This window comes from Paenibacillus sp. J22R56 (genome assembly GCF_056269375.1).
Genome location: NZ_JBWDNV010000002.1, coordinates 155,562 through 167,969, shown reverse-complemented (window position 1 = coordinate 167,969; position 12,408 = coordinate 155,562). Strand labels below are relative to the sequence as shown.

Below are 12,408 nucleotides of genomic sequence, written 5' to 3'. Positions count from 1 at the left end.
TCGCTAACCTCCGCTAATCGAGCTTCCTTTACCAAACCCGGAGCTCGTTTTGCTTGAGATGCTGGATTTATAAGTGGAATAAGAGCTGTTTTTCTGCAGTGCAGAACGGGATGAATAGTAACTATTGCCATAATAGTAATGACGATAATAGGAAGAGCTGGAATCATCACATTGATAGACCCCTTGCGAGCTGTCCCACTCCCAGTCCCTGCATTGACTGTCGTTAGGCACTGCAGTCCTTGGGTAACTGGTCGACTGGCCGCAGCCAGTGAGCGCTGTAGCCATGGCAACAGCGGAAACGCCAAGCATTGCTTTTTGAGTTAAATTCATAGACTAGTTTCCTCCATAGCTTAATAGTTCCTATAAAGTTATAACACATTTGAAAGAAGGGTAGGAAAGAAAGTTAATGTTTCCATAAAATGATGGTATGATAATAAAATCAGTTTTAATACGGAGTGATCGAGATGAACAAATTAACTTATTTTATCGACCTTGGACTTAATCAATATGAACCGCTGATGGAATATCAATCCGCAAATGTCGGAATCGACGAAATGTATGCGCGGCAATTATGTACTTACCTGATTTCCAATGGTATTCAATACGAACTAACCTCCAATGAGATGCAAGAAAAAGAAGAAATGCTTATCGTTAAGAAGCGTGGATTTAATGAGAAGTATGCAGATGAAGTGAATTACCGTGGCCGCGGCATTTACATCGAGTTCCGAAAACCTAACGAACGCGGGCGCAAGCTGACTGAAATTCAAAGTCCTAATCATTATGATGTCATCCGGTATTTGCTTAAGGATATCGTTGATATTCCGGGCTATGGCCCGATGTTCACCACCTCTACCGAGATCGATGAGGATCGTGGATGCTACGTGATTTATGTCCGTGGGATGGATGAGCCCGAAGTATAACAACTGTATAAAAGAACGAAGCCCCACTTCCGCATTGGAATTGGGGCTTCGTTTTTCTCACAGATTGGTCTAGGCAATCCGCTTCTCTATTTTTTGCTTTTTGCCGGATTTCAGCTTGTATAAGACTGTAATGATTACTGCAACAGCAAGAACCAGTCCAACGATCCCAAAACCTGCATATACGCTGTAGGAATGGATAAATTCGAGCCAGACATACAGCCCAGAAAGTGTAATTAACAAGGTCGGCACCGTTAAGACAAAGCCTGCTTTCATATAAGATCCCCATGAGATCTTTACATCTTTTTTCGCAAGAACATGCAGCCATAATAAGGTGGCAAGCGAACCGATTGGAGTCATCTTAGGTCCTAGATTGCACCCAATCACGTTCGCATACACAAGAGACTCTCTAATCGCTCCAGCTGTCGCCGTTCCTTTAATCGCCAGAGCATCAATCATGACCGTTGGCATATTGTTCATAACGGAGGATAAGATGGCGGCAAGGAAGCCCATTCCAACCGTTGATACAAACAGGCCTTGATCGGCAATCACTTGAATAACATCCCCAAGTGCATCCGTTAATCCTGCATTACGAAGGCCATATACAACTACATACATGCCAATGGAGAAAATAACGACTGCCCACGGCGCTTCCTTGACGACCTTCTTCGTCTGAATAGCGCTGCTGCGCCTCGCCGCGACAATAAAGAATATGGAGATGACGCCTGTAATAATGGATACGGGTACTTGGATGAATTGGCTCGCCAGATAAGCAAGCAGCAGAATCGTCAAGAGAATCCAGGATAAACGAAATAACCGATGATCCTTAATGGCTTCCTTTGGCTCCTTCAATTCACGAACGTCATAGTTTGCAGGAATGCTTTTCCGATAGAACAGATACAGCACTAGCAAACTCGCCCCTAGTGCGAACAAGTTCGGGACAATCATCCTGCTTGCATACTCCACAAAACCTACTCCAAAGTAATCAGCCGATACGATGTTGACAAGATTACTTACAATGAGCGGCAGCGAAGTCGTATCCGAAATAAAACCACCAGCCATAATAAACGGCAGGATCATTTTATAATCAAACTTAAGCGCCCGCACCATAGCTAGAACGATTGGTGTCAGGATCAGTGCTGCACCATCATTTGCGAAAAAGGCTGATACAGCAGCGCCAAGCACGATCACATAAATAAACATCCGTTTCCCGTTGCCTTTGGCAAGCCGTGCCATATGAAGGGCTGCCCATTCAAAGAAACCGATGGCATCAAGAATAAGTGAATTTAAGATGATGGCAACAAACGCAATCGTTGCGTTCCATACAATGCCGGTTACTGTTCCAACATCAGCAAAGCTGACAACTCCAAACATTAAGGCCAGAATAGCCCCGCCGGCAGCAGACCAGCCAATCCCCAGCCCTTTAGGCTGCCAAATCACAAAAGCTAAAGTAAGTAGAAAAATGATAACTGCAATAATTGCCACTGTGAGATCCCCGCTTTAATTCGTATCTATAATGTTACCATCCTGTACTATAACAGGTTTTATACCGCTAAAGCATTAACAAAATTTCCTCCTAAAAAGAATGATCACCCAAATAGCCGGATGGCTGTTCATGATTATTCTTACCTCGTAAGCGTTAGCCTTAATCTTTTAGATCGTCTTTCCTCCCTCATCCACGGCACTTAAGAAGCCAATAATATCTCCAAATAATTGATCTTTATCTTCGCCTTTTAGAGCATGCCCGGATCTCGCATACTCCTTCACAGTTAAGTAAGAACACAGCTGTTTATAATGGTCCAGATCCGAATCGGTTACTAACGAGCCTTCTAATTGCCCCCTGGCAACCAACACCGGAATATAAAGTGGATGATCCAATTGGATTTGAGATGAATCACGATGAATTCCCCATACCGCTGTTTCTCGTATATTTTCCGTACGTTTATAAGGAATTAAGTAATTATCGATATAATCAACTGCCCAATCAGCAGTCATCGACCGATGTTCAGCCGGATAATCTCCTATTATTAAAGAACGGACATACTCTTCATGTTTCTGCGTATAGCCCAAGGCATACGAGACACCTCGAGAATAAGAACATAGATGAAAGGAAGTCACACCAACATGTTTTACAACGGCTTCAAGATCAGCTACATGATTGGCCAGATCATAACCGTGCTCAGGCGTATCGCTTTTCCCTCTGCCCCGGAAAGATAAGACGATACTCCTTCTAGGTGCTACTGTCTGCATAAGATCCAGGTACTCCTCTGCCGTTTCAGATAATCCTGGGCAGATCACGAGCGGAGGCAGCTTCGCATCACTCTGTTCTCCTGAATCATAATAATGAATGTGTACCTCACCATTAGAAGCATACTGCTCCTTAATCATAGGCCCCCCCCTGACTTGTCGAAAAATGGCTTTATTATACCATTCTATCCTCACATTTGATACGCATTTTGTTGGAATATATTGCATTTTGTAAGATTAGCAAGTATGGTAAATGATGACAAAAGTTTGGGTTGAAGGTGACTGAGATGCGATCAACGATATTGTTGGTACCGGGCATTGTTTTATTAATAATTTGCTCCGTTTACCAGATTCAACAGGTTTCTGACAAGACAGAACCGAAACCGAATATTATAAGTGTTGAGGAATGGGATTATCAATGGTTAAATCCTCCGCGAGAAGAGACATTCTCCGCAGCATGGGCAGCAGATGCCCGTCCGAATAATTGGCAGCATGCTGACAAGAATCACCCGATGCCTAAGCGAGTTAACAACGCCGCAGCGCTGGTGCTTCGGATATCGCTCCCTGATATGGAATGGAATACGCCAGGTATATGGCTGAAGCGTGTCTATGGTACCGCAGTAAGCGTATCGTTTGCACAGCAGCCCACTCCCATTTATCAAGTTGAACGAACCTATAGCTACGATGTGAATTATATGCTTCTTCCACTAGAGAATGCGGCACATAATAGCCAACTGATTGTTTTGCTTCGATTATCCGATGAGCGGCAGGCATTAGAACCCGAAATTATAGTTGGCGATTATTATCAGATGCTGCCTGAATACGAGAGATATGGATTAATCGAGTTAATCTTTGGCGGTTCTTTTATGTTCATCGCGTTAATCATGATGACTTGCCTGTTCTTTTTGAAACGTGAGCAGATCGTGTTATGGATGTCTCTTTGTCTCATCATTCTTTGCCTAGGCGAGATTATTCTTGCTTACTCACCTGCGTTATACCATCATTTCCAAGCGCATGGAGAGCCTTTTCTAGCCTTATTTGATTTAGCGTTGTTTTTACTTACCCCTGCTGTTGCTGTCTTCTTCGAGAATGTCCTTGGCCAGGGTATTTATGGCATGCTGAGGAAATTCAGAATCGTATTGATGCCGGTTACAGTCATTGTGATTGTGCTATGGGCGCTAGGCAAAACCATCATTCCTGCCATCAGCATCAGTCTGCTTCAAGTTGTGCCTCTTACGGTTTGTGTATCCATACAGGTTGTCATTTTGACCATTCATGCGATCTGGTACGCGTGGAAAGGAAATCGTGATGCCATCCTCATCTCCGTTGGCTATTCCATCTTTTCCATTATTTCGATTACCGAAATCATCAATTATTTCAAAGACGAAACGTATCACCTTATTTACTGGAAATGGGGCTTACTAGCCTTCTTGCTATCACTGATCGCGGTAATGGGAAGGCAATTCTCTCGAGATCATGATCGGTTAGTGAAGTATTCAGAGGAACAGGAGATGTTCAATCGGGAAATTCAACGCTCGGAAAAAATGGAGCTGATCAGCCATCTGGCTGCCTCCATTGCCCATGAGATTCGTAATCCGCTGCAGGTTACAAGAGGCTTCATCCAATTGGTTGGAGAGAAAGCTGTAGATAAAGACCGCCAGTTTCTGAACGTGGCCGTACAGGAGCTGGACCGCGCATCCAGTATTATTACTGAATTCCTGACCTTCGCCAAACCGGAGCTGGAAGACGTCAAGACGTTGAATATTTCAGAAGAGCTCTATCAAATTCAAGATATTTTAACCCCTCTTGCCGCCATGCAAAGCGCACAACTTGATCTTATAACCGAATCAGACCTATTCGTCATGGGCAGTGCCGAGAAATTCAAACAAGCGATTATCAATATAATCAAAAACAGTCTTGAAGCGATCGCGAAGGATGATGGCTCGGTAACCGTTCATGCGAGAAAGGATCAGAACAAGATCATCATTCGCGTCACCGATAATGGCGAAGGCATCGATCCTGAAAAACTGGACAAGCTTGGAGAGCCCTATTTCTCCAGCAAATCAAAAGGCACCGGTCTCGGACTGATGGTCACTTTCCGCATTATTGAGGCCATGAAAGGTACGATTCTTTTCAGCAGTACAAAAGGTATCGGAACGGAAGCAATTATCCGGATACCTGCAAGCGAAAGCCCTGTACCGTTAAAAACGGATTAAAAACGGAGTACGGAATACACAAGCAAAGAGGCGGTCCTAATTTCTTAGGACTGCCTCTTTGCCTACTTGCTCTATATGATCTCCTATCCGATCTATATCATTTATCTCTATAAGTACTGCTCCTGCAGGAATACAGTTGTCCTGCAACCTATATCCTGGCCAGGTGACTACTGCCGTAATACCTGACAACTCCCCTAATAACCGTTCATCTTCTTCCCGCCTAACGATTACAAGCTTAGGGTATGATTGCATTTTAAAACCTTCAACCAGAACAAATGCATCATGTGGCGCTTCCGCGATCAATTCTTCCAGTGAGGATGATCTTTCTTTTACAATGGCGGTCCGCTCACCTGAAGTAATGGCTGACCATACGGCGCCAGATGCACGGTGTCTTGCTGTATCTACTCCAGCAGGCTCCGCCTCAAATGGATGACCGTCATGTTTAATCGTTGCAACCTTCCTATTGCGAGAGGACAAATAATCGATCAGTCGGCACATTAGGGTTGTTTTGCCTGTATTTTTGTAACCTGTAATTTGATAGACTGCAGCTGCCAATACCTACACCCCCTTTCCCGCAAGTTGCGCATTCTGATACTCATCAGGTGTATTTATGTTATCAACGAAGTTGAGATGGATACCAGCAGCAGCAAATGGCTCTTCCGTAATCCGGACATACGGAATACGTTTCAGAAACCCTTTCATGCTGTAGTCGCCGTCCAATAAACATTGCTGGGCCTGCTCCGCGCATTCCGCCCGATAAACAGCCTGAAGGGGATGAAGTCTGCCATGAATCTCCGGTACAGCCGCCATACTCCCGCTTCGCTCCATGTAATCAACAAGCAAAGCAGCAGCCTTCTCGGAGACAAACGGCATATCACAAGCTGATACCCAAAGGGCTGAATGACGGCTATATTGGAAGGCGGTAACAAGAGCGGCAAGTGGTCCCTGACCTGGCGAAGTATCGATTACAGTTGCCAGCTTTAGGTCAGACAACCGCTTTGCCTGCTCTTCAGATGCTGCAACAGCTGTTATATTGCTGCATAGCAGCTGCATTTTCTCCCGCACTCGTTCGATCATAAGCTGCTCGCCAACCGGAAGAAGCGCCTTCATGCTGCCGCCCATTCGTCTGCTTTGTCCCCCAGCTAGAATAATCCCGTCAAGCCCGTTCATTCCACTTTCACCTTCTTAGTACTCACAGCTATCTCTTGTAAATACTCAGCAAGCGGCTGAACGCGTACCGCACTTGATTTGAAATCAGGCATCCTGCAGTTCGGGTCAAGCAAAGCATTCGTAACCCGGTTTACATTCTGTGCATCGCCCCAATGCATAGGAATAAACAAAGTATCCTCCCGAATGGCTGTACTTAGCTTTGTACGAACGATAACGGTACCTCGGCTCGATTGTACGCTGGCTAAAGCCCCATCCTCCAGTCTGTGCTTCTCAGCCGTACTTGGATGGATCTCCAATATATTTTCCACCTCACGTGCTGCAAGAACCGGACTTCTACGGGTTTGAACCCCTGTTAGATAATGCGATAACATCCGGCCATTGGTTAGATAGAGTGGATATTCATCATTAGGCTGCTCGGCAGGTGATTCACTCTCTACGGTCTGGAATACAGCTAATCCATCCTTATGGGCAAAAGCTTCACCGAACAACCGCGGCGTCCCCGGATGGTCTAAAGAAGGGCAAGGCCAATAGATGCCTTCTTCCTTGCGCAGCCGATCATACGTAATGCCATAGTAGTCCGCAATGCCGCCACGGCTCGCAACCCGCAGCTCATTGAAAATATCTTCGGAATCCCGGAACGTAAAGAACTTCTCTTTTCCAAGCGAATAAGCGATGTCACATAGAACCTGCCAGTCATGCCGTGCTTCACCAGGAGCGGGACGTCCTGCCTGCCGGAGCAATACACGCCCTTCCAGGTTCGTCATCGTGCCTTCATTCTCGAGATATGCGCTGACCGGGAGCACAATATCCGCAAGCCTCGCCGTCTCGGATAAGAACATATCCGCCACTACAAGAAAATCAACCTTTTCGAAAGCTTCTTCTACTAATGTTGCATTTGGATTTGAAACAATCGGATTAGAACCCATAACAAACAACCCTTTAATATCGCCGGAATGAACGAGCTCCATCATTTCATACGCCGAAACGCCTTTACCTGGCAGCTCCTCCGGCTGAATCCCCCACACTCCAGCGATATAAGTGCGGTCATCAGCATTTTCAATCAGACGATAGCCCGGAAGCTGATCCGCCTTCTGCCCATGCTCCCGGCCTCCTTGACCGTTTCCTTGACCGGTTACCGCCCCGTAGCCGCAGCCTTCTTTGCCGATTTTCCCCGTTGCAAGAATCATATTGAGAAAATTCCTTACCGCCATATGTCCGTCCGCATGCTGCTCGACACCCCGCGCTGTGAAGATCATTCCCGTCGCTGCCTTGCCGAAAGCAATCGCCGCCTTGCGGATCCTGTCCATGCCAACGCCTGTCATCTCCTCAACTTCCTCGAGATCAACCTGATCCAGATGCTCTTTCACTGCTGAGAAGCCTTTCGTTCTCTTCTGGATAAAAGATTCATCCGTCAGCTTCTCATCCAGAATAACCTTCAGCATCCCATTCACCAGTGAGGCATCCATACCCGGCTTCACCTGCAGATGAATATCTGCAATGGAGGCAGTGGCGGAAGCCCTTGGATCAATTACAATAATCGTTGCCCCATTTTCCTTCGCTCTTGTAAAATACGGCATCAGCGTCGGCTGGCATTCCGCAATATTCGTACCTGCGAGAATGATGCATTGTGCAAGAGGGATATCGGAAAGCCGATTCGTTAGGCCGCGGTCTATGCCAAAGGTCTTCACGCCTGCCGAGGCGGCAGCTGACATGCAGAACCTGCCATTATAATCGATATATTTGGTCTTCAGAGCAACTCGAGCAAACTTGCCAAGCAAATAGGCGGATTCATTCGTGAGCGATCCGCCGCCGTACAGCCCTACCGCATTCAATCCATATTGAGATTGAAGCTCCGTGAATCGAATGCTGATGGCAGACAATGCTTCTTCCCAGGATACACGCTTTAGCTCGCCTTGAAGTCGCATCATCGGAAATAACAGCCTCTCCCGGCTTACAGCATGCTGATGAGCATTCATCCCTTTTACACATAGTCTGCCTTCCGATGCTTTATTCGGAATAGCTGTTACTTGATAAGTCGGGCGGCGGCCCGACCGGTCCTCTACCACTTCCATCTTGCATTGCACGCTGCAGAAAGGACACTGCGTCGCCATTACTTTTTTTGCATCCTCCGCCGAGAATGTCATCGTATCTATTTGCCGCTCCATGCCATCTCCATCCTTTCTGCTGCCTGCCAGCGTTCCGACAGCTCTTCTTGCGTTTCCAAATCAAGCAGCTTCTCACGAAGAGGCAGAAGGCCTATTCGATCAAGCCATTTCCAAGGTCGTTCCCCGTAATAAGCAGATTCCCGATACCATTGCATACAGGCAGCAGCCAATTGCCGAGCATTTGTTTCCTCTGCTTCCACCGCAAGCAGCTGCGCTTGCTTCACCGGATGCTCCGCATGCCCTCCAACGTATACTTCCCAGCCGGCAGGAACAGCAGAAAGAGAGAAATCACGAACCAATACATCGGAAGGCTCTAAATAATTAGAGGAAATTTCAAAACGTACAGGATAAGGCAGTCTAACCGCATTCCGATCACTCTCATCGACTAATCCCAAGTAATAAGGAATGGCTGCACGGCATACCTGGCAGCCTTCTGATCGATTCCAGTCTAAATCCGCTCTGACATGAGCCGCATTTGTATAAGAATTAGCTATAATGGCTTCTTTCACTTGTTCATGACCAAGCGTTGTACAGCTGCAAATCGGAATAACCGTCTTGACTCCTCCTGCACCAGACAACACACAATTAAGCACTGCTCCAACCATCGGTTTACAACCGCCACATGAACCAGAGGCCTTCGTTTTATCTCTGATTTGTTCAACAGTTTGCAGATTGCCTTCTCCGATTGCCTGAACGATAGCTCCCTTACTCACCCCATTACAGGAGCAGATCGTTTCATGATCCGCCATCGCCAGAACAGCCCCATCCATCCCGCCGGCACCTGAATACTCAGCCTTCTCAAGAAGGACTTCGGCAGCTGCTTTCTTTTTCAATAGATCTAGCAGCTTCATCCCTTCCGTACTATCACCATACAGGACAGCTCCCGCTATCTTACCTTCCTTAACAGTAACCTTCTTGTAAGTGCCTTGAAGACCGTTGTATTGCTGGAGCGCTACTTGGACCTCACTGCCTTGAATATCGCCAGCCGAGAACACATCTACACCGGATACCTTCAACATGGAATAAGGAATAGAACCCTTGTAGGGAGCCGTATCCACACCTGTAAGCGTCCGCGCCAGCACCTTGCCTTGTTCATAGAGCGGTGCGACTAGACCGTACACGGTGTCGTCATGCTCTGCGCATTCCCCAACCGCATAGATATGAGGAACACTGGTCCGCATATAATCATCAACAACAACTGCACGATTCGTCTTTATTCCGCTATTTGCCGCAACAGCTATATTAGGGCTGATACCAACTGCAAGGACGACCAGATCCGCAATAAGCTTAGTACCGTCGCTGAATTGCAGACCTTCCGCCCGCTTCCGCCCGATTATTTTCTCCGTCCGCTTCTCCATCCAGAAGCGCATGCCCTGCCCCATTAGCTCCCGCTTCAGCATATCCGCAGACATGGTATCCAGCTGCCTGTTCATCAAGTAGGACGCATTATGGACGACATGTACTTCCATACCCAAATTAAGCAGCCCGCGCGCAGCCTCAAGACCAAGGAGCCCCCCGCCGATAACAGCTGCCCTGCGATAGGATTCCGAAGCCTCCATCATCGTCTCGCAATCCTTAATATTACGGAAAGCCGTTACACCCGATTTTTGAATACCCGGTATAGAAGGAATAAATGCCGATGAGCCAGTTGCAAGAATAAGTTCGTCATAGGAAACTTCTTTCCCCGATTCCAAATGGATCTTTTTGCTGCCGGTATTAATTCGTACAGCCTTCTCACTCAGCATCAGCCGAATTCCACGTTCCTTGTACCAGCTAAAATCATTAATTGTAATATCTGTAATGGAGGTGTCTCCCTGAAGCACTTTGGACAACATGATCCGATTGTAGTTCGGATGAGGCTCATCTCCAATGATTGTTATTTCGAAAGCATCAGGCGATAACCGGTAAATCTCCTCTACGCATCTCACGCCAGCCATTCCATTGCCGATTACCGCAAGTTTCCTCTTCATCACAACGTCAATCCTCCGTTTGCCATATGCGTTAGTAATAGAAAGGAGATCGTCTCGCCCTTCGCCGCGCCTCTCCCGCCTGCCGGAATAACCGCGATTGCATTCGCCTCCGCAAAGGCTGCAATATTGCCTGATTTGTCATTAGGCAGAGGAGTAAGCCGCCAAATGCCAAGCTCCATTGAAGCAATCGAACGGATATAGCGCGGATAAGGACATGGCTTGCCGATCGAGACCTCGAGCCGCCCTTTCTGCCATTGATTGCGGTAGTTCTTCATCCCCTTTATCCATTGAATGGTTGGCTTCACTAATAGCTCCAGAGCGGAGTAACAAGCTGATGGATTACCCGATAGACCAAACAGCAGGCTGCCTTCTTTTATAAAGGCCGAAGTTGGTGTACCTGGTCTCATAAGCACCTTCGTAAATAGAGGTTCATAGCCTGCCCGTGCAGCTGCTCTCTCTACATAATCATGATCCCCCACCGAAATACCGCCGGTTGTGATGACAAGATCGGCCTGCTCAGCAGCCTGTTCAATTTCCCTCGTAAGAATGGCCGGATGATCTGGAACCGGCTTTCTGCGGGTCACTTCGACGCCTAGCTGCTTCAGAAAGGCATAAACAACAAGTCCGTTAGAGTCATAGATGCGATCTGCTGACAGAGGTGTTCCCGGTTCTTGCAACTCATCTCCTACCGGCAGTACGACTACCCGAGGTTTAGCAAACACAAGGGCTTCGCCTTGTCCGTAGGAAGCAAGCACCGCCATTTCTTTTGCACCAATCGTTGTCCCCTTCACAAGAATCTGCTTGCCTGGAGCGAGATCCTCTCCGGCTTCTGCGATATGTCTGCCGCTTGGATGGTGCCGATCTATTCCTATCCATAATGGCTTGTCGTCTTCACCCTTTATTGGAGTAACAACCTCCTGCATGACTACAGTATCGTAGCGATGCGGCACTGGAGCACCAGTAAAAATACGAACGGCATCAATATCATCTATTAATCTGCTGCCTGTACATTCCTCCACAAAGTTCCGGGATGAACCGGCTTTGATTTCAGCAATGACACGAAGCATAACTTCACTGCCAGGACCAGCACTTAAAGTTGTGTGCGAACGGATCGCATATCCATCCATCGCCGCGCGTCTGAATGGAGGCATTGGGAAAGGGGTGAAGAAATCTTCTGCCAGCACCCTGCCAACACATTCCTCCAAAGGCAGCTTCTCCGCTCGACCAGGGGACATTCCCTTACACAAATGACCAATCGCTTCTTCTATAGATACAACAAGCTGCTGCTTCTGCAAGGTAGTCATAACTGGCACTTCCTCTCCACTGCTCAAAATGAACACAAAAAGCCCGTTCCCTATCGAAAAATCGAAATGGGGAAGCGGGCTTCTTTGCCGGGTTGACAGCACATCGTTGTGCTGCACATTTGCTTTGAGCATACTGGAAGAAAGCTTACATGTCAATATAAGTGACGTAAAATAGTCGGAAAACCATCATTTTTTCAGAAGTTACGAAATTTGGTGTTAAGTTTATTGACATGAGTTTGGAGATTCCCCTATAATTCGAATTGGGTTCACAATGATGTGACCGTACGATCCGGTGGGTACAATGTTGTACCGCCTTCGGCAAAGAGGCCGCTAACTGTCCACAAGGGCAGCTTGCGGCCTCTTTTTATTTCAATTCGTGATTGTTAGAGATGGTTGGAAGCAGACCCTCGCCCCGGAAC

Annotated in this window: 10 protein-coding genes; 2 read left to right on the top strand and 8 right to left on the bottom strand. The window is 47.1% G+C overall.

Annotation, left to right across the window (positions count from 1 at the left end; all coding sequences use genetic code 11):
- Positions 1–3: 3 nt before the first annotated feature.
- On the bottom strand, positions 4–330 hold the full coding sequence (locus AC0YNT_RS04545) for an aminotransferase yhxA (protein ID WP_475803545.1): 327 nt from the start codon (positions 328–330) through the stop codon (positions 4–6).
- 134 nt (positions 331–464) lie between these two features.
- Between AC0YNT_RS04545 and AC0YNT_RS04540 the strand changes: the two genes are divergently transcribed.
- Positions 465–920, top strand: coding sequence for an RNA helicase (locus AC0YNT_RS04540; RefSeq protein WP_167272269.1), 456 nt, complete (start codon positions 465–467; stop codon positions 918–920).
- A 69-nt stretch (positions 921–989) separates the two neighbouring features.
- Here the strand turns inward: AC0YNT_RS04540 and AC0YNT_RS04535 are convergent, their stop codons facing one another.
- On the bottom strand, positions 990–2,402 hold the full coding sequence (locus tag AC0YNT_RS04535) for an arsenic transporter (protein ID WP_475803544.1): 1,413 nt from the start codon (positions 2,400–2,402) through the stop codon (positions 990–992).
- Positions 2,403–2,570: 168 nt separating this feature from the next.
- The gene (locus AC0YNT_RS04530) at positions 2,571–3,305 is read right to left on the bottom strand and encodes an alpha/beta fold hydrolase (RefSeq protein ID WP_475803543.1); all 735 of its coding nucleotides are present in this window, start codon (positions 3,303–3,305) and stop codon (positions 2,571–2,573) included.
- A gap of 146 nt (positions 3,306–3,451) precedes the next feature.
- Here AC0YNT_RS04530 and AC0YNT_RS04525 point away from each other — a divergent pair, with 146 nt between their 5' ends.
- Positions 3,452–5,380, top strand: coding sequence for an ATP-binding protein (locus tag AC0YNT_RS04525; RefSeq protein WP_475803542.1), 1,929 nt, complete (start codon positions 3,452–3,454; stop codon positions 5,378–5,380).
- A 36-nt stretch (positions 5,381–5,416) separates the two neighbouring features.
- Here AC0YNT_RS04525 and mobB read toward each other — a convergent pair whose 3' ends face one another.
- Genes mobB through AC0YNT_RS04500 form a run of 5 tightly spaced genes read right to left on the bottom strand, consistent with a single transcriptional unit; the run spans position 5,417 to position 11,989 of the window.
- Positions 5,417–5,935: a molybdopterin-guanine dinucleotide biosynthesis protein B gene (mobB, locus tag AC0YNT_RS04520; protein WP_475803541.1), complete on the bottom strand. Its 519-nt coding sequence runs from the start codon at positions 5,933–5,935 to the stop codon at positions 5,417–5,419.
- Positions 5,936–5,938: 3 nt separating this feature from the next.
- A complete protein-coding gene (gene mobA / locus AC0YNT_RS04515; protein WP_475803540.1) occupies positions 5,939–6,550 on the bottom strand; it encodes a molybdenum cofactor guanylyltransferase in 612 nt (203 codons plus the stop codon).
- Positions 6,547–8,715 (bottom strand): assimilatory nitrate reductase catalytic subunit NasC, encoded by a 2,169-nt coding sequence (nasC, locus tag AC0YNT_RS04510; RefSeq protein ID WP_475803539.1) that lies wholly within the window; start codon positions 8,713–8,715, stop codon positions 6,547–6,549. Before nasC ends, mobA begins: the two co-directional genes overlap by 4 nt.
- Entirely contained in the window at positions 8,700–10,685 is a 1,986-nt protein-coding gene (gene nirB / locus AC0YNT_RS04505) for a nitrite reductase large subunit NirB (RefSeq protein ID WP_475804073.1), read from the bottom strand. The genes nasC and nirB overlap by 16 nt, the downstream gene beginning before the upstream one ends.
- Positions 10,685–11,989 carry a molybdopterin molybdotransferase MoeA gene (locus tag AC0YNT_RS04500; RefSeq protein WP_475803538.1) on the bottom strand — a complete coding sequence of 435 codons (1,305 nt, stop codon included), beginning with the start codon at positions 11,987–11,989 and terminating at the stop codon, positions 10,685–10,687. The genes nirB and AC0YNT_RS04500 overlap by 1 nt, the downstream gene beginning before the upstream one ends.
- Between the last annotated feature and the right edge of the window lie 419 nt (positions 11,990–12,408).